10 protein-coding genes are annotated in these 24,543 nt (G+C 49.4%); 1 reads left to right on the forward strand and 9 read right to left on the reverse strand.

What is annotated here, in order from left to right:
• The 7 genes from ABUA47_RS05540 to ABUA47_RS05570 all read right to left on the reverse strand — a co-directional run.
• The coding region (locus ABUA47_RS05540; RefSeq protein ID WP_349831453.1) for a serine hydrolase at nucleotides 1-902 on the reverse strand (902 nt) is incomplete at its 3' end.
• Nucleotides 903-998: 96 nt separating this feature from the next.
• Nucleotides 999-3,461 carry a glycosyl hydrolase family 95 catalytic domain-containing protein gene (locus tag ABUA47_RS05545; protein ID WP_035447720.1) on the reverse strand — a complete coding sequence of 821 codons (2,463 nt, stop codon included), beginning with the start codon at nucleotides 3,459-3,461 and terminating at the stop codon, nucleotides 999-1,001.
• Nucleotides 3,462-3,635: 174 nt separating this feature from the next.
• A complete protein-coding gene (locus ABUA47_RS05550) occupies nucleotides 3,636-5,849 on the reverse strand; it encodes a glycoside hydrolase family 3 C-terminal domain-containing protein (protein WP_035447719.1) in 2,214 nt (737 codons plus the stop codon).
• 47 nt (nucleotides 5,850-5,896) lie between these two features.
• Nucleotides 5,897-8,479, reverse strand: a complete 2,583-nt coding sequence (locus tag ABUA47_RS05555; RefSeq protein ID WP_035447718.1) for a glycoside hydrolase family 2 TIM barrel-domain containing protein — start codon at nucleotides 8,477-8,479, stop codon at nucleotides 5,897-5,899.
• Between the two features lie 141 nt (nucleotides 8,480-8,620).
• A complete protein-coding gene (locus ABUA47_RS05560; protein ID WP_035447717.1) occupies nucleotides 8,621-11,503 on the reverse strand; it encodes a TIM-barrel domain-containing protein in 2,883 nt (960 codons plus the stop codon).
• Nucleotides 11,504-11,641: 138 nt separating this feature from the next.
• Entirely contained in the window at nucleotides 11,642-15,721 is a 4,080-nt protein-coding gene (locus ABUA47_RS05565; RefSeq protein WP_172679949.1) for a hybrid sensor histidine kinase/response regulator transcription factor, read from the reverse strand.
• Nucleotides 15,722-15,940: 219 nt separating this feature from the next.
• Complete coding sequence (locus tag ABUA47_RS05570; RefSeq protein ID WP_005833637.1) at nucleotides 15,941-17,722, reverse strand: cellulase family glycosylhydrolase; 1,782 nt, start codon at nucleotides 17,720-17,722, stop codon at nucleotides 15,941-15,943.
• A 252-nt stretch (nucleotides 17,723-17,974) separates the two neighbouring features.
• Between ABUA47_RS05570 and ABUA47_RS05575 the strand changes: the two genes are divergently transcribed.
• Nucleotides 17,975-19,543 carry a glycoside hydrolase family 43 protein gene (locus tag ABUA47_RS05575; protein WP_035447716.1) on the forward strand — a complete coding sequence of 523 codons (1,569 nt, stop codon included), beginning with the start codon at nucleotides 17,975-17,977 and terminating at the stop codon, nucleotides 19,541-19,543.
• A 394-nt stretch (nucleotides 19,544-19,937) separates the two neighbouring features.
• Here ABUA47_RS05575 and ABUA47_RS05580 read toward each other — a convergent pair whose 3' ends face one another.
• Together ABUA47_RS05580 and ABUA47_RS05585 are read right to left on the reverse strand one after the other, a co-directional pair.
• Nucleotides 19,938-22,559: a hypothetical protein gene (locus ABUA47_RS05580; protein WP_035447715.1), complete on the reverse strand. Its 2,622-nt coding sequence runs from the start codon at nucleotides 22,557-22,559 to the stop codon at nucleotides 19,938-19,940.
• 8 nt (nucleotides 22,560-22,567) lie between these two features.
• A complete protein-coding gene (locus tag ABUA47_RS05585; RefSeq protein ID WP_005824411.1) occupies nucleotides 22,568-24,538 on the reverse strand; it encodes a hypothetical protein in 1,971 nt (656 codons plus the stop codon).
• Nucleotides 24,539-24,543: the final 5 nt, after the last annotated feature.

The raw sequence follows: 24,543 nt of genomic DNA on the forward strand, positions 1-24,543 counted from the left end.
ACCATATCCTTATCCGGAACAATCAGAATGTATTGTCCCAAAGCCCCGTCAGCACGTACAGCACCCGGATATTCGCAAAGCCACATCTGATAGCCATAATCTCCTATCTGTCTGGTCATCATCTGCTCCACCCAGGAAGCCGGAAGCAACTGCTTGCCTTCCCAAACACCCCGGTTCAGCAGCAACAATCCGAATTTTGCCAACGACTCGCTCTGGATATGCAGTCCCCAGCCACCGGTATTGATGCCTTCGGGGCTTATCTCCCACGCAACGTCCGTGATATGCATCGGGATGAAAAGCTTCTGCTTCAGATAATCCAGCAAGGTCATGCCCGTCACCTTCTGCACAATGGCAGAAAGCATATAGGTACTAATCGAATCATATTCAAACTTCTTGCCCGGAGTTTTCACCGGTTTGGCAAGGAAGGTACGTATCCAGTCGGAAGTGAGGTTGCGCATATTCCAGTCGGGAGTGATACCCGACGTCATGGTAAGCAGGTCACGGACAGTCATGTCTGCCAGATTAGCGGAAACCGAATCCGGAAGAAGTTCCGGGAAGAAAGCGGCGACGCGGTCTGTCAAACGCAAGCGGTTGTCTGCAATGGCAAGTCCTACGGCAGCCCCGACAAAGGTTTTGGAGCAGGAATACATGGTATGGCGATATTCCGGCGCGAACGGAGCCGGATAGATTTCTCCGATGACCTTGCCGTGACGCAGCACCACCACGCTGTGGATATCTGTTTTCGGCAATGCCATCAGTGAATCAAACAAGGCAGTGACAGCCTTGGAAGGGACTCCTTCTGCCTCGGGTGTGGAACGTGGCAACTCATTGATTTGTGCATGAGCTGCCAACGCTCCCAGCAAGCCGAGAAACAAGAAGAAAAAACGTACTCTATTTTTCATAATTATCTAAGATATTTGTTCTACATGCGCTGCAAATGTACAGCATTCGGGCGCGAAAGACAAATAACTTGATAATTTTGTCGGAAGGGAACGTTCTTATAAGAAATGTATGGTCGCCGCCTCTCCCTTGTTCAAGTCCAACGAGAATGCCGGTTTCTTGTAAGTATGCGTATGTCCTCCTACCTTCACCTCGGCACGGACAGTACTTGCGGGCATCTTTACTGTAAATTTCCCCGGAACAAGAGCGGTAACAACAGCCCTCGTTGCCCGTCCATCCTTCCAATCCAGGTCTATGGAAGCACCGCCACGTACGCGCATTCCACGGAAGTTGCCGGCAGTCCAGCTATCCGGCAGGGCAGGAAGCAGATGGATAAAGCCTTCATGACTTTGCAACAGCATTTCGCCAACTCCCGCCGCGCCACCATAGTTGCCATCAATCTGAAAAGGCGGATGCGAACAGAACAAGTTGGGGAAAGTGCCGCTACCATGACCTCCCGTCGCAGCATCGACAGCAGGATGCAGCAAACTCTTGAAGAGTTTCCAAGCACGGTTTCCGTCACCCAAACGAGCCCAGAAGTTTATCTTCCAAGCACGGCTCCAACCAGTACCCTCATCTCCACGACGGTTCAAGGTCATCCGGCAGGCTTCGGCAAGCTCGGGGGTGGACTCCGGCGAAATCAGGTTTCCCGGATGCAGGCCGTAGAGATGGGAAACGTGGCGGTGGTGCACATCCACTTCCTTATAATCTTCCAGCCATTCCTGCAAGTATCCTTCCTTACTGATTTGCATGGGTGGGAATCTCTTCAGGTCCACCTCAAGCTTCGCCACATAATCCGCATCACAATCCAGCAGGCGAGCGGCGGCGATGACATTAGTATAAAGCTCAGTGAGCAGTTGCACATCCATAGTGGGACCCATACAAATGCTGACGGGAGTCACGCTGTCACCCGGCACATAGAAACTGTTTTCCGGAGAAGAAGTGGGGGCAGTTACCAGCCAGCCATGCGAAGGCTCCTGCACGGTGGTGGAACTAAAGAACCGGGCGGCACCTTTCAAGACTGGATAGATACGGCGCAGATAATCCTTGTCCTGCGTATACAGATAGTGTTCCCACAAATGGGCACACAACCAAGCGCCACCGGTATTGGTAGCTCCCCAGGAGGGGTGTTCGCCGGGAGCGGTATAATTCCATACGTTGGTCATCATGTGGAGCACCCAGCCATCTGCCTCATCGCCATAGAAGGTACGCGCACTTGCCTCTCCCGAAGGGATAAGGCGCTCCATCAGCGTCGTCAGCGGCTGATAGAGTTCGGAGAGGCCGGCTTGCTCCAAGGGCCAGTGGTTCATCTGGATATTGATGTTCGTATGATAGTCCCCGTTCCAGGGAGTCGATACTCCATTTGCCCAGAGTCCTTGCAGATTGGGCGGCAAGCTGCCGGGACGGGTACTGCTGATGAGCAGATAGCGTCCGTAGTTATAGTACAGAGCAGCCAATGCCGGCGACTCCTGCTGTGTGAAGCGGAGGATGCGCTCGTTCGTCGGGAGCGTATCATCCGGCGTGGCAGGAAGCGTCAAGGAAACACGGTCGTAGAGGAAACGGTGGGCAGTGACATGGCTGGAGAATGAAGAATGGAGAATGGAACATGGAGAATTAGCGGGGGCGGTGAAAGGACGGAGCAAGCTGTCGCAGACTTCCGCATAGCGTTCGCCCGGGAAGTCGGTACCGGCAGCGGCATAGGAGGTAGCGGCAGAAAGTATCAGCCAGGCTTCCTGCCCGTTCTTCAAGCGGATACCGTTTTCCGGGCTGACAGACGATTCACCACCGTTCTGCACGAGTTGCATGGCCACACGGTATTTCATACCGTCCAAACCGGGCTTACCGCTTTCCAACATGCCGTCCATCAAAAGGGTGTTCCCTTGGACAGTCACCGAGCTATGTTCCGCACGGCTCAAACGGGCAGAGAAATTCAGAGCTCCTTCACGTCCGGCAACCAGATGAATCAGCATGACATCACGGTCACGGGAAACAAAATACTCACGGCGATAATCGACATCTTCCAGCCTGAAAGCCGTATATGCCACCGCATCGCGCAAGTTGAGCCAACGGCGATAGTTGTTTAATGGAGAGTTGAGAATGGATAATGAAGAATTGTAGGTAAAATCTATATCCAAATCGCCCAATACCTGATAGGTTCCATATCTCCCGTCAGTCTCCTGCTTCTTCGGAACAAAACTGCTGTACATCAGCTCCTGTGCCTCTCGGTTCTTTCCCTCAAACAACAGTTGCCGGATGGCAGGCAGACTCTTCGAAGCATCCGGATTGCTATAATCCGCCTCCATTCCGCTCCATAATGATATTTCATTCAGCACAATGTGCTCACGGAGAATGCCTCCGTCGGGCATCATGCCCAAGCGTCCGTTGCCCAAAGGAAGAGTCTCCTCCCAGATAGCGGCAGGTGACGTATAATACAACTGATGATTACAACTGTCGGCAGGCGCATCGGCTGCACGAAGCAGCAACGAGGCTGCAAGCAGAAATAGAGTGGCAAGTGTCTTCATATTGTTTTTTGATTCTGATTTCAGGCTGCAAACTTACTGCATACACTTTGCAGCATTGCTGCATACCTTTTGCAGTGACGCTGCAAAGCAATTGCAGTAGCGCTGCAAAAGGTATGCAGTACCACTGCAAAACAGTTGTACTGATTTTGCAGTGGTTACGCACTGATTATAAGATTATTGCATTTCGAACGAAACTACACCACGGACGTCGGCAGACGAAGCGCAAACGTATGCCTTGAACTTACCCGGTTCGTACTTCCAAGCTGCGGAAGCCTCATCGTAGAACTTCAAATCATCCGGAGTAAGGGTGAAAGTCACGCTCTTCTCCTCGCCCGGCGCCAAACCGACTTTTGCAAAATGTTTCAGTTCCTTTACAGGACGAAGCACACTGCATTTATCATCGCCTACATAAAGCTGTACAATCTCTTTTCCGGCAATGCTACCCGTATTCTTCACGGCAACTGTCACCGTCAGCGTACCGTCGGCAGCCATGGCCTTGGCAGAAGCCACCGGTTTGCCATATGTAAAGGTAGTATAGCTCAAGCCATGACCGAAGGGGAAGAGTGCCGGAACCTTCTTGGTGTCGTGCCAACGATAGCCCACCAGAATATCTTCCTTATACTCCTGCTTAATGCTGTCGCCCGGATAACTGAGTTCATCAAAAGCATGTGCACCGCAATCCGTCAACTTGGCAGGGAAAGAAAAGGGCAACTTTCCGCTTGGATTCACCGCACCACTCAGGATGTCAGCCAGAGACTTGCCACCCATGGAGCCTAAATACCAGCCTTGCACAATGGCAGGAACCCGGGATACCCACGGCATTTCCACCGCATTACCACTGAGAAGCACCAGAACCAGGTTCTTGTTTACCCCCAGCAAAGCTTCAATCAGTTCATCCTGCCCGAAAGGCAAGCCGTATTCCAGACGGTCGCCGCCTTCACAATCCTGGAAGTGGTTCTTGTTCAATCCGCCTACCAGTACCACCAAGTCTGCCTTTTTCGCCATTTCCACGGCTTCTGCACGGAGTGAGTCTACCACATTCTGCGGAATTTCATCTGCACGGCCGTACATCGGACGACCGGCGGCATAGCCTTTCGCATAGGCTACCTTATCACCATAAACGGCACGCAAGCCATCCAGCGGAGATACCATATCCTTCACTTTCAGTTCGGAAGAGCCTCCTCCCTGATTCAGCAAGCGTACGGCATTATCGCCCACCACCAGGATATTCTGATACTTGGCTGCATCAATCGGCAGCAACGGGGCACCTTTCTTTATCACCGGAGCATTCTTCAACAGCACAATGCCCTCATTGCCTATCTCGCGGGCAGCGGCATAATGCTCTTCCGTAGCTACCGAACCATAGGGTTTCTGACGGTTCATCGCCGTACGGAATATCAAGCGAAGAATGCGGGAAGCCTTGTCATCTATTGTAGACATCGGCACTTTGCCATCTTTCAACATCTGGAGGTAAGGGTTGGCAAGGTAATAATCGTTATAGGTAAATACACTCTCGGACGTCAGACCGTTGGTGTAAGAACCCATTTCAATATCCAGACCGTTGACGGCAGCTTCATAGGTGTCGTGGGCACCGCCCCAGTCGGTAATGACACAGCCGTCGAACTTCCAGTCATCTTTCAGAATCTTGTTCAGTGTGAAATCGTTATGGCAGGCGTGCTGGCCGCGAATCTTATTGTAAGCGCCCATAATGCTCCAGGCACCTCCTTCTTCTACCGCAGCCTTGAATGCAGGCAGATAGATTTCATGCAAAGCACGGTCGCTAAGATTCACATCAATATGTCCGCGCCACAGTTCCTGGTTGTTCAGCGCATAGTGCTTGACACAAGCTGCCACTCCGTTCTTCTGCAACTCCTGGATGTAAGGTACGCACATCACACTGGCCAGATAAGGGTCCTCGCCCATATATTCAAAATTACGCCCGTTCATCGGAGTGCGGTAGATGTTGACGCCGGGGCCCAGCAACACATCCTTTTCACGATAGCGCGCTTCCTCACCGATGGCCTTGCCATACTTGGCAGACATGTCCGGATTCCAGGTAGCGGCCAGACAAGTCAAGGCCGGGAAAGCGGTAATGCTGTCATTGGTCCAGTTGGCATATCCCCAGTCATTCCAGTTGATTTCGGCACGGACACCGTGAGGGCCGTCGCTCATCCAAAGCTCGGGAATGCCGAGCCGCGGAACACCCGCACTGCTGAATTTACTCTGCGCATGGCAAAGGGCTACCTTCTCTTCCAGCGTCATCCGGCTGAGGGCATCCTTTACACGTGCTTCAATAGGTTGCGCATCGTCCATATAGACCGGTGTCTGTGCAGACACGGTACTGATGGAGCATGCAAGAAATAAGGTTGCTAAAAATTTATTCTTCATGTCTTAATTGGTTAATATGCTAATGTGCCAATTAGCACATCAAATTATCATTTAACTTTAATCGCCGTCGTCGCCTTCTCCAGTCCATCAGCCGTAGCCGTCACCTTGACACCACCCGGTTCACCGTTGTTCTGCAGTACCACCAGGCACTTTCCGTAGAAAGTCTTGCGGTGGTTGTCCTTGAACTTCTCCATAGAGATGGGGCTTCCGTTATCCACTCCAGCAATGAAGCCGGCACCTTCTACGGCAAAGGTCACATCGTTTTCGGCATTCGGACACAAATTTCCATCTTTGTCCAGAATCTCAACCGTAATGAAACTCAAGTCTTTGCCATCTGCCTGAATGGTACTGCGGTCGGGGCTGAGACGAATCTGCGCAGGTTCGCCCGCTGTCCGGATTTCCTGCTCGGCCACAGTCTTTCCTTCCTTGCGGGAAACAGCCTTTACCGTACCCGGCTCATACTTCACGCGCCACATGACGTGGAAATCGTCTTTTCCCTTGCTGCGCACACCCTGCGACTTTCCATTCACGAAAAGCTCCACTTCGTCGGCATTGTTATAATATGCCCACAAATCGATGTCTTGTCCCTCCGTCCAATTCCAATGCGGGAAAAGATGCAACACCGCCTTATCCGGACGCCACTCGGACTGATACATGTAGTAGACATCCTTCGGGAAGCCGGCCAAGTCGATAATGCCAAAGTAAGAGCTGCGTGCCGGCCAACCGTAAGGAGTAGGCTCACCGATATAATCGAAGCCCGTCCAGACGTATTGTCCACTGATAAAGTCGTTGTTCTTCACATGACGCATAGTACCTTCGTGACGGTTGCCCCAAGGAACATGACAGTTGTCGTAGGAGGAGCAAGAGAACGAGGCATCATAGAAAGGCTTGTCCCAACGTTCGGGCCAGATGAACATCGAATCACTCGGCATCCGGTAGTAACCGCGTGTCATCAGGCCGGAAACACTTTCCGTTACGATGAACGGCTTACCGGGGAAGTTCACGGGAACACCTGCAAACCAGTCGTCATGGTAATTGAAGCCGATAATATCAAGCGCACCGGAACGGAACAAATGATTGTTCGGATTCGGCTCGTTGCAGCCTGCCGTCACGGGGCGCGTGGCATCGAGCTTTCTCACCATGTCCGCCAGTTTCTTTGTCAGCAGTGAGTTGACGGACATTTCTCCGTCCTTTGCCAGCATATCCGCACTATGGCCGAAGTTCAAGACCAGGTTGGCCTCTGCCAGACTCAAGGTGTCGGCTTTGGCATCCGTCCACTGCTCCAGCACTTCGTTGCCGATGCTCCACATGAAGATGGAAGGATGATTGCGGTCACGCACGATAAGGTCAGTCAAATCGCGTTCATGCCATTCGTTGAAATAGCGTGAATAGTCGTGGCGGGTCTTTTTCTTGCGCCACATGTCGAAAGTCTCGTCCATCACGATGAAGCCCATACGGTCGCAAAGGTCGAGCAGCTCCGGTGCAGGAGGGTTATGGGAACAACGGATTCCGTTGCAACCCATTTCTTTCAGAATCTCCAACTGGCGCTCGATGGCGCGCGTATTCACCGCAGCTCCCAGGCAACCCAGGTCATGATGCATGCAGACACCGTTTATCTTCACTTGTTCACCATTCAGGATAAATCCTTTTTGTGCATCGAAGCGGAAAGTACGGATGCCGGTAGGAGTATAATAACGGTCGAGTACCTCGCCGGTCTCTTTATTCTTGAGGATGCTTTCTACCTTATACATATAAGGTGCATCAATACTCCAGAGATTAGGATTCTTCAATTCTATTTCCTGCTCCATTTCTGCCGGAGCGACAGGCATCAGCTGAGCTTCCGACACAGCCTCACCCACCACATGACCGTCGGCATCCACTAACCGGGATTGCAGGACGACATCAATCAGAGGAATAATTTCCGAATCGAACACAACATATGTACCGTCGGCCTGCTGCACGGAATCTTCCGTCTGCATCTCTACATCGTACTGTAAACTGGTACGTATCTTCAACCGGGCACTGTTCTTCGACACTTCTTCTGCCGTCACGTAGGTACCCCACTGTGCCACATGCACCGGATTCAGTTTCGTCAACCACACATTACGGTAGATACCGCAACCGGAATACCAACGTGAATTGGGTTGTTCGGCATTGTCCACTCTTACAGCAATCACATTCTTCTCCCCCCATTTGATATAAGGAGTCAAATCATAACTAAACGAGATGTATCCATAGGGGCGTGTTCCCAGTTCATGCCCATTAATATAAACGGTGGAGTTCATATAGACACCATCGAAATCTATGCGATAGCGCTTGCCCTCATCGACCTTATCGGCAATAAAAGTCTTACGATACCAACCTATACCACCAGGCAGAGCACCTCCCCCTGTTCCTGACGGATTGTCCCGACTGAACTCTCCTTCAACAGCCCAATCGTGGGGCAAGTTCAGTTTCCGCCAGTCTGCGTCATTATAATCCAGACGGGCTGCCGCCGTATCATCTCCCAAGCGAAAGGCCCAGTCGGCCGTAAAATCCAAGCTACGGTCATCGCCAGCTACCTCTTTAGGAGCATTGCAACCGGCCAATAGGGACAGCCCGATGGCCAAAGACAATATGATTTTATTCATGGTAATAAATATCTAAAAGATTATCGAGTGCCTACTCCTCTCTCACAGCTATTCAGAAGTGGGGAAGTGCCCGGCACCGAGGAACGACGAGATCGGTACCGGGAAGACTTCTCTCCCTGGCACCGTCGTCTATCATTCTGATTATAATTTTACGGTTTGTGCTTTTCCGTCATACTTCACCGTTGTGCCTTTCGCCTTCAAATCGAACGGTTGCGGCTGGTCTTTGCTTACCTTCACCACATTGAAAGTACGTTCCTTCAGCATACCGGGGAAGTCACCCGTACGGTCGCCGATAACCAGTGTACCCTCAGCATCGTTATAGGCAAACGGTATAGTGGCATATTGTCCCTTCTCGTAGTTATAGTTCACACCTTCATCCTCATAGAGCGTAAACGCGCCGTCCTTACCCGTATAAACATAGAGAGTGATTTCCGAAGCCGGTTTTTCATCACTGTATTGCATATCCGGACCATAAGGTACAATGGCACCTTCGCAAACGTAGAGCGGGATACGTTCATAAGGAGCATCCACTGTCAGCTTCTGGCCACCGTCCACATACTTGCCGGAGTAGAAGTCATACCAACCGCAGCTTGCCGGGAAATAAACCTCGCGGTTGCGTGCACCGTATTCGTAAACCGGAGCCACCATCAGGGCAGAACCGAACATGAACTGGTCACCTATATTGTTGACGTTTGCATCAGCTGTGAAGTCCATTACGAGCGGACGCATGATGGTATAATCATTGAAATAAGTCATACCTGCCAAAGAATAGATATACGGCATCATGTTGTAACGCAGCTTCGTATAATAAACGATGGAGTTGTAGCACGGATGTCCTGCCGGAGCGATATTCCAAACCTCACGGTACGGATACTGGCCGTGTGCACGGAACAACGGGCAGAAAGCGCCGAACTGATACCAACGGGTATTCAACTCTCTCCATTCCTTGTAATCAGCATTTTCACGTCCAGTCTTGTTGAATTCCATCTGACCAGCCACATAACGGTTCTCTACACAGAATCCGCCGATGTCCATGGTCCAATAAGGGATACCGCTGACAGCAAAGTTCAAGCCGGCAGAGATTTGCGCTTTCATATCTTCCCAACGGGTAGCGATGTCACCACTCCAGGTGGCAGTAGAATAGCGTTGCAACCCTGCAAAGCCGGAACGTGTCAACAAGAAGACGCGCTTGTCCGGTTCCACGCCGCGCTGTCCGTCATAGATAGCTTCTGCATTCATCAGTGCGTATGCATTGAAGAACTTGGCAGAGGGGCCGAGTGCTGTCGGACCGCAAAGGTCCTTGCGGTATTGCAAATCCGTACAGTCGCGTATGTTCGGTTCGCTGGCATCCATCCACCAAGCGTCAACACCCAGAGGATAGTAGTGGTCTTGCATCTGCTTCCAGAAGAGCTTGCGTGCATCGGCATCGTATGCGTCATAGAAAGAGCCCAGATAGCCAGGACCGACCCAGTCTTTGATGCTGTCTTTGATAGCCTGCTGATACATCCAACCTTTTTCGTCAAATTCCTTGAAGTGTTCGGTCGTAGCATAGAACTTGGGCCATACGGAAATCATCAGACGTCCGTTCATGGCGTGGATGGAGTCGACCATTCCTTTCGGGTCGGGGAAACGTTCGGGATCGAACTCATGGCTTCCCCAGGAATCCTGCTTCCAGTGCAGCCAGTCGATTACGATATTGTCGATAGGAATCTGACGTTCGCGGAATTCCTTCAGCGTGGAGAGAACCTCCTCACGCGTATTGTACTTCTCACGGCTCTGCCAGTAACCCATCGCCCATTTCGGCATAATCTGGGATTTACCTGTCAATGTACGGTAGCCGCTAATCACATCGTCCATATCATCACCATAAACGAAATAGTAGTCTATTTCATTCTGCATTTCACCCCACCAGGAGAGTTTGTTCTGTTCTTCATCAGCCACCGGACTCAATACTCGCAGACCGCAGTAAGAAACACCGGCATCAGGCTTCCACTCTATCTTCAACGGAACGCGCTTGCCCGCTTCCAGATTGACAGCAAACTTATAAGTGTTAGGATTCCAAGCCGTACGCCAACGTTCGGGAACCACCAACTCATTATCAATATATACTTTCATGTAGCCTGCATAGTAAAGGATGAAGCGGAACAAGCCGCTTTCTGCCGGTTCTATTTCTCCCTCATAAACTACGTCGGACCCTCCGAACGGGAACTCCGCAGGCAAATTAATCACCTTACTCAAATGTGCGGCACGGTCCAGATGTTCAAAATAAAGAGAATCCTCACGACGTACAAGGGTTTCCACGTCTTTCTTGCCCGGAATATATGTACCGGTCAAAGCACCTTCCTTGCCCTCTTTATCATAAAGTTTGAAGACATCACCCAGCTGTGAGTAATCGCGCGGGTCACCGAAACGGCAGAGCGAATAGCTGTCCCAAAGCACACCGTAGTTCTTATTAGACACGATAAAGGGTACAGACACCTTTGTATTGTACTGGAACAGTTCCTCATTCTTACCTTTATAGTTGAACTCATCCGCCTGGTGCTGGCCCAAGCCATAGAAAGCCTCATCATTGCCTGCCGACTGGAATACTTGACGTACTGTATATCCTTTCGTACCTTCCACTTCCACCGGAGTAAAGGTCCGCCCGTCAGAGTCTTCAGCCAGAATCTGCTTGCCGTCGGCATCCGTGAAGCGTACCTCACCCGTTGTCTTGGACACAATGGCACATAATTCCGATGTCTTGACAGTCACTTCATCGCCCTGCTCTTCGACCTTAAAGTCGGTCTTATTCTGTTGAGGGATCACAATGAGACTCTGCTCCTTTGAAAATTCCTTCTCAGGAGTAGCCGATACATGAATGAGCTTCTCACCCATTACTTCCAATCTTACTTTACGCACATCCGTCGGTTGCTGCTGCTTGACTTCCACAACAACACCATTCTCGGTCTTTTGGAATCCGCCTCCGGAACATGCGGCGAGCATCCATCCGGCAAGCAAATAAACTGAAGTGTTTTTCAATTTCATATTACTGTTTTTAAAGTGAATTTTCTCCGATGTAAAAATAGAAAGTTTCCTTCAAAAACGGGTCTCCCCGATGTTGAAACAAAAGGGCGCTTTTGATTACCCTAAAAGACAATATGTTTCCGTAAGGGGTATCTTTTGTTATCTACCCTCTCTTTCCTGATAAACAGAGGGCAAAACACCGAATTCATCCTTGAAATATTTGCTGAAATACTTGGGGTTGTTAAAGCCCAACTGATACGCTATCTCCGATACATTTTGCTGACTCTCGCGCAGCATCTGCGCCGCTCTTTTCAGACGGATGACACGGATAAATTCAATAGGTGTCTTACCGGTTATCTGCAAGAGTTTCTTGTAAAGATGTACCCGGCTCATACCCAACCCCCGACTCAACTCTTCTACGGACAAGTCACACCGACCGATGTTCGCCTCCACATATTTGATGGCATTTTCCACCAGCTTTTCATCCAACGAAGTAATGGCTATTTCACTTGGTTCGGGGTCAATGAGCGACTTTGCCTTGCGCTTCTTGCTCAGGTCAATCAACTTGCGCATACGCAGAATAAGGATTTCCACATTGAAAGGTTTCGTCACATAATCATCCGCACCGATGGTCAACCCCTCCACTTTATCTTCCACAGCCTGCCGTGCAGTGAGTAATATCATCGGAATGTCACTCGTGCGTTTATCGGTCTTCACCCAGCGGCACAATTCATTCCCATCCATCTCGGGCATCATTACGTCGCTGACAATAATATCCGGCATCAGTTCCGATATTTTCTGCCAAGCTTCCCGACCATTGGAAGCTGACTGTATACGGAAATACAAGCTCAGACTATCTTTCATGAAGGCAACCAAATCTTCATTATCATCCACAATCAGGGCCAACGGCTTTTCTTTTTCATCTTCATTATCCTCCATATCGTCCAGCAAATCAACCGAAAGCGCTTCCTCTTCCATACCCGGCAAAAGTTCCTCATGCTCTTCCACCTCTTCTGTAAGCGGTGCAGGCTTGGGAGGACTTACACGTACATGTTTAACCGGGAGCTCAACCAGAAACACACTACCGGAACCCACATTGTCGACAACGCGCACCGTACCCTCATGCAGCGTCACAAAGTCGCGTACCAGGCTCAAGCCAATACCGCTACCCGTTGACTGGTGCTCCGGTTCTTCCTGCTCCACCTGATAGAAACGTTCAAAAATCCGCTCCTTGTCTTCATCCCTGATACCGACACCGGTATCCGATACCTTTATCAGCAATCTTCCGGACATCTCTTTCGACATTTCCAATGCCACATCCACACGTCCCCCGTCCGGAGTAAATTTGAAAGCATTGGACAGAAGATTCATCACAACTTTACCAATTTTATCCTCGTCGAATGACATATTCAGCGATTCCATGGCCGAAAAGAATGTCAGATGCACATGTTTCTTTTCAGAAAGCATCAGGAAAGAAGCACAGATGCTACGCACATACGCCACAATATCCCCCTCGGACAAAGTGAGATGCAATCCTGCCATCTCATTCTTACGGAAATCGAGCAACTGGTTGACCAGATTCAACAAACGCTGCGCATTGCGGTACATCAGTTGTAGCTTGCCATGCAGTTTTTCGTCCGTAATCTCCTTCATCATACTTTCCATCGGCGATATAATCAGCGTAAGCGGCGTACGCAACTCATGGCTGACATTCGTAAAAAAGCGGAATTTCATCTGGCTCAACTCCTCCCTCTTCTTCGCATCTTCCTCTATCTGGCGGATTCTGAACTTATTACGTTCCCTCCGTTGTACGGCATAAAGTGAAAAGGAAACAACTCCTACTATCAGAAGAGCATAAACGATATATGCCCACGGAGTCATCCAGAAAGGCGGAAGAATGACAATCTTGAGCGAAGCCTCTTCAGTACCCGCATATCCGTCACTGTTTGTAGCCTTCACTTTTAAAATGTAAGTCCCCGGAGCCAGATTGGTATAGGTAACGCGATGCATATCGGACATACTCGTCAGCCAGTTCTCATTAAACCCTTCCAATTTATAGAAATACTGTGTCTTTTCGGGCAGCACGAAATTGTCCGACGCGAACAGCACCGTGAACACATTCTGCTTATAAGCCAAGACAACTTCTTCTGTTTCATTCAAAGCTTCCTTCAAGATGACACGTCCTGCATACTCCTTGCCCACCTTCACGTCTTCATTGAACAACTGGAAACCGGTAAACATAACCTTGGGCAACGTACGGTTATACTTTATGTTGCCCGGCTGGAAGCGATTCAGCCCATACAGTCCTCCCACTACAATCTCGCCCGTATGCAGTCGTTTGAGGGAACGCTGGTTGAAGTCACAACTCTGCAACCCGTCCTTGTCATTATAGGTATAGCAACGGAACACGGGCTGCTCCGTCTTGCTGTCAACGGACAACACCACGTTTATCAGTTCTCCTCCGGTGCTGATCCATATACTTTTGTTTTCATCTTCCGTAATACCTAATATCAATAGTTTGGAGAAACCGGGTTTGATAGGCACTTCGTACAATTCATCCCGTTTGCTGTCATATACATTCAAGCCTTCACGCGTGGCTATCCATAACAAACCGCGACTATCTTCGTAAACTTGATTGATATTTTGGTTGGAAAGTCTGGTCTTACCCGATTTTGTACCTGCAAAATTTGTAATCTCGCCGGTCCTCAGGTCCATGAAAGCCATCCCTGCCGAAGTACCGATAATCAGATTATTGTCACAGCTGATGCAGAGGGATGAGATATAGTCCGACACAAGGTTTGAATTACCTGTAGAATAGGTGGTAAATATCCCCGTCTGAGGATTCAGGCATTGCAATCCTCCCCCCAACGTACCGATCCAGATATTTTTGTCCGCATCTTCTGCCAATGCCCATACATTGTCATAGACCAGCGAGTTACTGTCTCCCTTACGGGACCGGTAATGGATAAAGCGGTTTCCATCATAGCAATTCAGTCCGCCCCAGAAAGTACCAGCCCACACTCTGCCGCTACTGTCCCGAAGAAGGCAGACTATGACATCACTCGAGATAGAGCGGGGATCTGCCGTATGCGAAAAAAACATACGTTCATCCGTCACGCTATTCCAGCGAATCAACCCGCGGTCGTTGGTCCCCACCCATACGATATCACCGCCTCCGTCCTCCACACAATTGATGTCGCCTACATCGGCAATGCCGAATTTGAAGACACTTTCATTATAGAAAGAGACGCCCTTCTTGTAGGTTCCCACCCACATCGTACCGGCCTCATCTTCATAAAGAGCCGTTATTGTATTGTTGGACAGAGTACGCCCGTTATTAGGATCGTTCGCCAGACGGATTTTCCGTCCCGCCGGTTCTATCAATTCAACGCCATCCTGATCCCTGCCTACCCATATACATCCGTATTTATCCTGTGCCACTGCACGTACGGTATTGTAGGTGTCCGTTCGGGGAGAACGCTGTTCCCAAACCTTCCGAGAAAGGCTATAAATCCACATCCCCTCCACACTGAATATCCACGCCCGCCCACTATGGTCGACAAACAAATCAAAGGTAGCATTCTTTACTTCCCTGCAATCTTCGGCAATGTCCGGATTGGTCCACTTGATATTTTGCTTTTCCTCATCTATACAAACCAAGATACCGTTACTCAAAACCAACAGGATTCCTTCGCCGCATTCTTTCATGTCGGACACTTCGGCTTTCGCAAGCAGTTCATCCGCCTCCTTTACTGCCACGGCATTTTTCTGTCCTTCTCTATAGCTGTAAACACCTTTACCATTAATATAGATCCAGAAAGTCTTTTCCTTATCAATATAGATAAGCGAAGGATTTCCGGTCAGACCGACGTTCCACATCCAAGCTTCCACATTACGGTCAAAAACATCGGAAGCCGAGTTGTAAATGGCATACCCACTTCCCGTACGTATCCACAAATTACCGGACGCATCTTCTTGTATATCCTCGACATAACTATCGGGAAGAGATTTCTCGTCATCTTTCTGGCTGCGATAAATCTTTATATTGTAACCATCATAGCGGTTCAGCCCCGAAGCTGTACCAAACCACATGAATCCGTTTGAATCTTTATAAATAGCATTAACCTGATTATTGGAAAGTCCGTCTTTCACTTCCAAATGTTTAAACATGTAGTCATGTGAAGCAGCAGAGAAACATACCATCCAAACCCACAAGAGCAGTAGTTGCAGTCTTTTCATACTATCAGAGCTAAGGGAAGTTATTTTTGTTGCAAATGAAGTGAAAAACGAACAGAAAAGCAAGGAAAGACAAGGATTTTTAAAGAAGGAGAAGCATATCCCTCGCGGACATACTTCTCCGTAACCAATCAAAAAAACTATATCAACAATCCTTGTAACCTATAAAACCTATTTGTATGATACTTTTAAAAACTGTCTTTTATTCTATCCACCACTCAATCAATAAGGGTATTGACCGGCTGCGGCTCCCTTCATGATGCCCTCAATGGCATAAGCCTCCTTCGCCGTACCCGTACCACGGTTCATGTCACCGCCGGTTTCCCAATAAAAGGGGACACAACCGTGGTTTTTCGCCTCTCGGGTGACTACCTCATTCCAATAGGAGCGGCTCTTGTTATGCATCTCCTGGTCAATATCAGGATAGGCAAGTTCAGAAGTCCCCTCTATCTTGTCTTCTTTTGCCCGCTTCATGGCACTATACTCGCCTACAATCACAGGAATTCCCTTATCTGCATAGGCCGTTTTCATCTTCTGGAATTGCTGCTTCACATAATCTTCTTCGTAACCGGTGGCATTATGAATGGAACCGGATACATGATTATCCTTACCCCAATAAAGGAATACATTGCTCCAGGTTTCGTCATGGTTCATCATGGTGAACTGATAGGGATCATAGAAGTGAACTTCCACCATCAGACGGTCGGGTACCTCATCCTTGGGCATCGTGTAGTCATTCACCGTCTTGTCAATATTGGTATAAGGACCTTGCACAATCAGACAACGGCTCGCATTATTTCCTCCGGTGGCACGCACGGCATCAATGAAGGTCTGTTCGTATTTCAAGATGACATCTATGGCCGATGTGCCAACGTTCCCCTGGTCTTGCTGTCCGGGTTCGTTACATCCGGCAAAGAGCAGGTGTTCGTCATAAGCATTCAGTTTATTGGCAATCTGTGTCCAGATAGCTTTCTGCTTGGCATCTACTTCGCTGCTGTAACCATGGGTGATACTCTCTTCAAGCCAACCGCCATCCCAATGGATATTGACAATGGCATACATATCATTGGCTACACAGTAGCCCACCACTTCGCTCACCCGGTCGAGCCATGCAGCATCTATCTCATAGGTCGATGGATTCACAATGTAGTAATCCCACGCGCAAGGGATGCGCACCGCATTAAATCCCAATGCCTTCAGCCCTTTGATATATGCCTCACTCACTTTAGGATTTCCCCATAACGTTTCGCTCGCTATCTTGTTCTTGTTATCACAAGCTTCCAGCGTGTTGCCGATATTGATACCTGCATACATCTTGGCGGCAAGTGTCCTGGCATCGCTTTCCATATTGCCGGTTTCGCCCGCACCCTGCTTTACGGCCACAGTCTCCGTCAGGCTACCCAAAGTAAAAGAGATATGGCCTTCGCGCGCTCCCAAAGGATTGGGAGAGACGGTAAACTTGAAAATCTTGTCTTCCATGGCACGGGTATTGACCGCCTTTATCCAAGAAACATCGGAAACGGCTTGTACGTCACCATTGGTTTCCACCACCACAGAAACATCTCCTCCCGCAGCTGGCAGGTCGAAAGAGGTAGAGTTGGATATGATTAATCCGTCCGCAGCCGTTTGTTTCACTGTGAAGCTCCCTACTTCGCTGCCTCCGGCTTTCACCGTTACCTTGGCTTCACGGTCACTCGTGTCCGTATTGGCTTCTGCCATAACGGTATACTTCAAAATACTACTCGAAGCAGAACTTTCGGCAGTAACCTTACACCACTCCGGTGCACTGCTGGTAACTTCCAATGCAACGTTCGACTTGATGTTCAGCGTACTTGTTCCTCCGGTCTTGGAGAAAGTCATTCCATCCGTCAGAATGTTCGCGGGAATCGTTATTTCTGGAGTCACAGTATCATCATTGCCGGAACATGCGGCAACGAAAGAAGAGAAAAGCAGTGCCGACAGCACCAGGCAAATTTGGAATTTTTCAATGATATTCTTCATCATGTCTTTACGTATTAAAAATAATGGTTAAATCAGTGAGAGCAAAAGTAGCGGAAAAGGCGGAAAACACACCGATGCCATGTTATCTGCAACGGTATCATTTGTTTCCGAATAGGGCTCAAAAGTTATCATTGAATGACATCAGACACATCCGGCTTGCTTGAACCGAAAGAATACTTTATTTTTGTGTATAAACACTTCCTTCAACTACCCTGATTCATATATCTGATAAACTATTTAAAATACAATGCATTTATGAGAAAGATGATGTTACTTTTAGGACTGGCGCTCAGCCTGTCCTGCTTTTCACAAAACCGGCAAGGTTATCAAAATCCCGTTATTCCCGGTTTCCATCCCGACCCGAGTATCTGCCGCGCAGGAGATGACTTTTATCTGGTCAACAGTAGTTTCCAATATTTCCCGGGCGTACCGTTGTTCCACAGCAAAGACCTCATCAACTGGGAACAAATCGGACACTGCCTGACGCGCCCCTCACAACTGCCGCTTCACGACGCCGGCCCATGGGGAGGAATCTATGCACCTACCATCCGCTACAACAGCGGTACATTCTACATGATTACCACCAACGTGTCCGACAAAGGCAACTTCCTTGTACACACTACCGACCCGCGTGGCGAATGGTCAGAACCCGTATGGCTCAAGCAAGGCGGTATAGACCCGTCCCTCTATTTTGAAGACGACAAGTGTTACCTTGTCAGCAATCCGGGCGTAGGTATCTATCTGTGCGAAATCAACCCCAAAACCGGCGAACAACTCAACGAGTCCAAACGCATCTGGAACGGCACGGGCGGACGGCACCCTGAAGGGCCGCATATTTACAAGAAAGACGGCTGGTATTATCTGCTGATTTCCGAAGGCGGCACGGAATACGGCCACAAAGTGACAATAGCCCGTAGCCGCGATATAGACGGCCCGTACGAAGAGAATCCCGCCAATCCCATCCTGACCCACATCAACAAGAATGCACAAAACAGCCCGATACAAGGAACCGGCCATGCCGACCTGATACAAGCCCCTGACGGTTCGTGGTGGATGGTGTGTCTCGCTTTCCGTCCGCAAAGCGGCAACCATCACCTGCTGGGACGCGAAACGTTCCTTGCTCCCGTGCGCTGGGACAAGAATGCCTGGCCGGTAGTAAACGGAGATGGCACAATAGCCCTGCAAATGGATGTGCCAACCCTACCGCAATATCCTCTTGCCCCCAAGCCTGCACGCACCGATTTCAAAAACGGCAAATTAGGTCCCGAATGGGTTCATATCAGAAACTATCATCCGGAAAACTATACCTTTGCTTCCGGTAACCTCCGTCTGAAAGCAACCCCCGTAAACCTGAACAACGGGAAAGGCAGTCCTACTTTTGCCGGCCGCCGGCAAGAACATATCGACTTCACAGCCACCACTTCCATGCAACTGAAAAAAGCCGCCAGTGGCGACGAAGCCGGCCTGACGGTCTACATGTTCGAATCATCCCATTACGATTTATTAGTCAAGCAATTGGCAGACGGGAAACAAGCTGTAGTATTGCGCTACCAATTGAATGAATTGACCCATACGGAAAAGGAAGTTATTCTGCCCCAGGGGAAAGTACAACTCCGTGTAAAAGGCAGCAACGAAATCTATTCGTTCGAGTATGCCACAAACGGAAAGGACTTCAAAGAACTGGGCCGAATGAATACGCGCTATATCAGTACAGAAACTGCCGGTGGCTTTACGGGAATCATGCTGGGATTGTATGCCGTCTCCGGTTCTCAAACCTCAAAAGCATATGCAGACTTTGAATACTTTGATTACGAAGGAAAATAGCAGCCAATCTTAGAGAAAGCCCCTGCTTTTCTCCGCTTCCGCCCTTTTGTCTGTCCGGTTCAGTACAAAGATTCATGAACGGCCCACTTAGGTGAACAAGTTTGTTCACCTAAGTGGGCTGATTTGTTCACTACTATGAACAAGGCGGACCACTTTAGTGGAGATACCATAAAATCACTATGTTTATCGCAATAAGTACCCATCCCGTCCGAACAAAGTACAAGGCAAAGAGCTATCAAAGCGCCGCCTTACGGACCACCTCCTTTATTTTATTCTCTCTATGGTTCTTCAATCTATATCAGAACGATGCACACCGGTGAGGGCAAAACAAAAAATCCGGGATGGCCTGCATCCCGGATTTCCTATCTAACCAGTATATTTCCGTCTATCCCTCTTACCATTCAGGAACAGAGAAAAGAGTGTGGAACGTGAACTTCACTTCCATAGAACTGCTGAAACCAAGTTCCTTGATAACATCACCATCAGGAGTACCGAAAGCGCACCCTTTATCCTTTGTTGTCCCATAGCAATTCCAAAGTTCCAGACGATACTTCGGGGATTCATTGGCATCGAGCACTTTGGATGCATCAAATGTCACTTCCTTGCCATCCAGATAGAGGTTGTCAAGTGTGGCATGTAAACCGGGGAAATACTTGTAAATGTCAGCCACTTCAACGAAGGTCATGATGGAACCTGCCGCATAGTCGGCAGATTCGTACTTAATGTCGAACTGAGAAGCCACAAGGCTGTACTGGAAGTTCTCGTATTTCACCTCGAACGTAGCTCCTGCGTTATATCCCCATGCACTTCCCCAATCCGGATTGACAGTAACCAGATTGGGCGTATAAATACCTGCACCGGTACCGTCGGTAATGACGGTGCAGACAATCTCAAGCTTCTCCTTGAAATGGATGGCAGGCTCGGTACCTTGATTTTCTACATTGCTGAACGGACTGAGAGGAACAGCATTGCCTACAGAACCCGCCCCATAAGCATTGAACAACTGAACACGGTACTTGCCGTTTCCTTCAATGTCGCCATAATAGAAGCGGTTGGCATCAAACCGGATGGAAGTACCGTCCAGCTTGATGTCGTCAATGCGTACAAACGAATTGGGATAGCGCTTCGCCATACCGGCAAAGTCAAGCGTAAACACCATAGCATCGGTACAAGTTCCCTCGAAAACAAACGTGTGCTGTCCAGCCAAGTCTTCGGGTGAAATGGCTACAAGCAGTGCATCCCAACTTCCTGCCCATGATGAATCGGCGATATTGAGCAATACAGGAACCTGCGCATCGGCATCGGCCTTGGCCTGGCTGTAATAGTTCAACGAATAGCCATAGTCGCCATCGGGCAGGGCAATCTGCAAGCCGTCGGCAGTCAACGACAGAATGTTCAGCTTACCACTCTTCGTGCCAATCCAAGTATTGGCACAAAGCACATCTATGTCGATGTCAATCACTTTATTCGCCTCGTCAATCGTAAACTTACCGGTTTCATCGGTCACGGTACCGTCTTCGGCAATACGATGAATATTCACCGTACCGTCCTCCTTGAGCTCCATATAACCATAGTCCTTTCCGTAAGTATAACCTATCCAGCCATTATCCGTACCCATCTCCCAATGAATCTGCTGTTCAATGTTGGGTTGTCCGTTGGAAACTGTGCTCCAGTTGTCCGTAACACCCCACTGCGTGAAAGGTCCTTCAAACACGTGCTGCTTACCGTCCTGGCCATTGTCAAGATACCACTTCTGATAGAGCAGAGCCTTGTTGAACGGTACGTTCTTGGCTGTGGAAACAGCGCGTACAGCCATACCTTGATAAACTGCGGCAGTGATACGGTGATTGACAGAAGCTGCAAACTGGTAACCTACCGCAAATTCTGTATTGGAAGAGTTGACAGTACCGGTGAGGTAATATCCTTCAGTACCCAGCGCCGTCACATCGTTTGCCACACGCGTACCGGCTGCAGGCAGGAAGATGGAATTACCATTAGGACCGGTGAACTTGAAACCTGTCACTCCATTCTGCTCAGTCCACTCTTTCTGGCACAACGTGAAGAGTTCCTCGAAATCATCGGCAGTAGGCAGTGTGGCACGCCCTTGAAATGCACGGAAAGCCAAGTCGGAAGCCGTTTTATAAGTATCGGCCGAAGCATAGTCGGCAGGGTCGATGCTATTGTTGCATCCGGTCAGGTCACCGAATCCGAAAAGGCCACCCAGTCCAGTCTCGCTCTTGGCACCCACATTGAAGCGAGCCCACTTCACGGAGAGTCCCAGGTCGACAAGGTCATTGTCGAGATCGAAGTCATAGGCAGGAGTAGTGAAGCTCTTCACCTCACCATACACAATGCCGCTACCCAGATTGAGGTAAGCCGCATAATAGTATTGCGTTTCGGGCACCAACCCTTCATGGACGAATGAATAGCTGTCCTTAAGTTCCTCACTCTTCACTATAAGGCCTGCACGAACCGCTTCTACATCGGATGAAGTAGAGATAACAACACCACAAGTAGCATCGGCCGTAGCATCGGTCAATGTCCCACCCAATACAGCCGAGGCGAAGTCGACAGATGCGGCATCGGCAGTAGCCACCTTGGCATCGGTGGTGAGCAAGCTTTTCACCTCACCTTTGTAATACACCTTACCCTGCAAGCATACATAAGCCTGATAATAGAGCGTAGAGTTATTGTTCAACCCGTTCAACTGAGCACTGAAGGCGCTACCGTCATAAGCAGCCTGCACGTCCTCGGGCAGGTTGTCTTGCGCAAAACCATAGAAGAAGCCGGTCTTATAGCTTCCGGCATCCATGCCATCCAACCCGGAGAGCGTGGCATGGAGTGTAGCGGTAGTGGCGGTCACATCGGACGACCCCGTCACCACCGACGATTCGTTCAGAATCGGGGTGGTGTGGATAGTATAGTCGTCATCTTCATTGCACGAAGCCAGCGAAAGGCCCAGTGCAAGTGAAAGTATTCCTAAATATATCTTTGTCTTCATATATACTAAATTCATTTAAGTGGTTATTCAATGGTCATCGAAATTATCTCAACCTTCACATCCGGCTGTCCGTCTTCGGTGGCAGCCACAGTAGCAAGTCCCTTATTCTGGATACCGATACAGATACAACTGCTTCCTTCGTAAGTCACAGTAGCACCGGTGGTATTGGTCACGGACACAGTCTGTACAGCTCCTTCGGCAGTATCAAAGGCCACGGCATGAGCCAAGTTGTAGCAGTCATCTTCCCAAGCATTTCCGATGTTATTGTCCATAATCACGGTCTTAGGAGTCGCGCCCTCGTTCCAAGTGATTCCACTCAGCACTTTGTACTGTATCTTCAGCGTCTGGTTCTTTTTCAACTTCACCTTCGTGATGTCGATCGGCCATCCCGCGTCACCACCGCCCCAAGGATTGTAGAACTGCAAGCGCAAACGATCGGGATTTCCGTCACCGAAAAGAATTTGTACCTTGCTGTTGTCTACCTTGATTTCAGTAGGCCCGGTAGGTCCGGTAGCGATAGGTTTGTAGTTGAGGTTGGCACAAAGATAAGAATCCACGGCTCCCTTGTCATTGGTCGTTGCAGGCACACCCATCTGGAAAGAGCTGGTGACATCGCAAGCCATTACGGTAAACTCGCTTCCCTTCACTTCCACCGTGCGCTTATCACCGGTAGCGGTGAGGACGGTTATCTCAACCGGATTGCCGTCGGCATCCATAAATTTCAATTTGCCGTCTTCAATGGCAAGCTTACCGGCATTGGTACCGTCATCCCATTTGTAGCCATCGGCCGTGCTGCTCAATACCAGCTCATAGTCGGCAATGGAAGCATCGGCCACAGGTGCCCATGAAGAACCGTACTGTCCCTTCACTACGCTTTCCCAAGCAGCAGAACCACCATTCCACCATGTCCAGTCATAAGGTTCTTCATCATTGATGAGGAAGCGTGCCTCATTGCCCACATAGGTGACACCGTTGATTTCAGTAGTGAACAGTTTGGTTGCCAAATCTTCAATGGCAGGCTGTTGTACTTCGGCAGGCTGAAGCAAACCCGGATCTTCAGTCGGTATGATACTGGGGTCATTATAAGCCTCTTCGGAAATGAAGTTCCACACCAGCCACCACGGACCTTCGCTATTGGTACGCATCGTAGCTACCTGCAGCAGATAAGGAGTACATTCTATAATCTTGATGTCGTTGGTATAGTTGGAACAGACATCATCAAAACCCTCGTTATGCAATGAATAGGTACCGCCATAGAAAGATATGACAGGGCGTTTCGGGTCAGACACATTCAAGTTGAAAGTTCCGGTGGCATCCGTCGTGCCCGAAGCAGCCACCCGATGAAGTTCCACCGTACAGCCTTTCACAGCATCCAGGCCGAAAGTGATGTACGACTGGAAATAGGGGTCGTCTGCCGGAATGAGCCACGATTGGATACCCGGATCCCAGTTGGGAGCCCAATTGGCGCTACCAATCATAAGGTCGGTAATATTGCTTCCATCATTTTTCACATCAGTGTGGCTCATGTACATCACCGGTCCCGAACAACGGCCAATACCAAAGTTCTTGTCAATGGGAACCCACTTACGGCTCTTGCCCACTCCACCTGCAAGGTTAGCCCAGATAGGGTCTTCGAGCATGGCAAAGTTATTGGTCTCTACCTTGAAGGTATATGGTTCGCCATATACCGGACCTGCCGGTGTGGAAGCGCCGAAAGTCACGCTATATTCTCCGGCAAAAGGAAGTGCCAAGTCAAGAGTGGTCTTTTGAGAAGGACCGCTTGGAGTGACCCACAAGGGAGTGGCTCCCTTGATGAGCGAAGTCAGATGAATCGTATTAGGATCATTGGCATCAGGGGTCACCGTATAGGCGATACCTTCCACCAAATCATCGGAAACATAGGTTTTTGCCCCCATCTCGTACTCTTCGGGCGAGCAAGCGGAAAATATCAAAGCCGCTCCTGCCAATATGGAAAAGAATGATTTAAGTCTCATATCTT

This window comes from Bacteroides sp. RTP31139st1_H2_RTP31139_211217 (assembly GCF_040227615.1).
GTDB classification, from domain to species: Bacteria; Bacteroidota; Bacteroidia; order Bacteroidales; family Bacteroidaceae; genus Bacteroides; species Bacteroides uniformis.

Excerpts from the sequence above, each read along its gene's own strand:
- ABUA47_RS05545 (WP_035447720.1), bottom strand. The coding sequence starts at position 3,461 with ATGAAGACACTTGCCACTCTATTTCTGCTTGCAGCCTCGTTGCTGCTT.
- ABUA47_RS05550 (WP_035447719.1), bottom strand. The coding sequence starts at position 5,849 with ATGAAGAATAAATTTTTAGCAACCTTATTTCTTGCATGCTCCATCAGT.
- ABUA47_RS05555 (WP_035447718.1), bottom strand. The coding sequence starts at position 8,479 with ATGAATAAAATCATATTGTCTTTGGCCATCGGGCTGTCCCTATTGGCC.
- ABUA47_RS05560 (WP_035447717.1), bottom strand. The coding sequence starts at position 11,503 with ATGAAATTGAAAAACACTTCAGTTTATTTGCTTGCCGGATGGATGCTC.
- ABUA47_RS05565 (WP_172679949.1), bottom strand. The coding sequence starts at position 15,721 with ATGAAAAGACTGCAACTACTGCTCTTGTGGGTTTGGATGGTATGTTTC.
- ABUA47_RS05570 (WP_005833637.1), bottom strand. The coding sequence starts at position 17,722 with ATGATGAAGAATATCATTGAAAAATTCCAAATTTGCCTGGTGCTGTCG.
- ABUA47_RS05575 (WP_035447716.1), top strand. The coding sequence starts at position 17,975 with ATGAGAAAGATGATGTTACTTTTAGGACTGGCGCTCAGCCTGTCCTGC.
- ABUA47_RS05580 (WP_035447715.1), bottom strand. The coding sequence starts at position 22,559 with ATGAATTTAGTATATATGAAGACAAAGATATATTTAGGAATACTTTCA.
- ABUA47_RS05585 (WP_005824411.1), bottom strand. The coding sequence starts at position 24,538 with ATGAGACTTAAATCATTCTTTTCCATATTGGCAGGAGCGGCTTTGATA.